The sequence below is a fragment of the Bacillus sp. AF62 genome, assembly GCF_050312695.1.
Classification (GTDB): Bacteria; Bacillota; Bacilli; order Bacillales; family Bacillaceae_G; genus Bacillus_A; species Bacillus_A cereus.
The window spans coordinates 1-954 of record NZ_JBNPJZ010000022.1; the positions used below are offsets into that span (position 1 = coordinate 1).

Sequence of the window (954 nt, forward strand, 5' to 3'; positions counted from 1 at the left end):
ACGATAACCATCATTCATTTATAAAACTTTCATTTCTAAAAAACGAAACAAACAGCTTTATTACGCAGGTTTATGCTATACCGAAAAATATTAATGGCAACACTTTTCTGGTTATTTGTGACCAAATTCGTTACCGAAAATATTCGAAATTAAACAAACAAAAAATAAAAGAGCACAGCGTGTATAAAAGGTGTTGTCGCACCCTTTATACCGTCCGCCTACTATCGCTAGGCAAACACTTGCTGTAACTCTTTATGTACCTTATTTTATCGTACATGAGGGTTCCTCCGCAACAGTTTGCTTACATTTTGTGGCATACTGTTGCTTTTTTATTTTCGAAGGAGACGAGCCCTTATGAAAAAACTGACTGCCTATAATGCAGATATTCAAAAATATATGCAACAAAATCGTTTAAGTTCGCAAAAGAAAAATGAGATTATGAATACTATGAGAAAACGTATCGATGATATGAATCAAAGTTTTGAGAGTTTATTTCCTTCTCGATCTAAACGAAAAGATGTGATGGATCATATTATTTACATGCTCTCAGGCAACGGCATATGCAAAATTGCTGCTGAGACATTAGCCGATAAAGCTGACTGTTCTGTAAGAACTGTGAACGCAGCTGTTCGTGCATTAAAACAAACAGGTGAAATTCTCGTCGCTGGATTAGCTGATGGCAAAAATAAGTATGTATTTGTATTAAAAATGCACTCTAATTTTACAAATATCATGGAAGAAGTATTTTATATTGATGCGGAACAAATTGCAGAACGAAATGCAGGACAGGTTGCAGAACAGAAAAATGATGAAACCGTTGAAGCTGTAGGGATAGAAACCGAAAAAACGAGTTCTAACTATACTAACTCTATTAACTCTTTTAATTCTTTAAAACAAGAAAAAAATAATGATAAAGTATCCCTAATGGAATCCATTGAAATTGAACTAAAAGAA

The 954-nt window shown here is 33.6% G+C and carries 1 protein-coding gene and 1 pseudogene; both read left to right on the forward strand.

The window, feature by feature from the left end:
- Positions 1–248, forward strand: a 248-nt coding sequence (locus ACQRBL_RS03455) for a hypothetical protein (RefSeq protein ID WP_427733911.1), incomplete at its 5' end; no start/stop codon positions are given.
- A gap of 106 nt (positions 249–354) precedes the next feature.
- Positions 355–954 (forward strand): annotated as a pseudogene (locus tag ACQRBL_RS03460) (cytosolic protein); the annotation flags it as partial.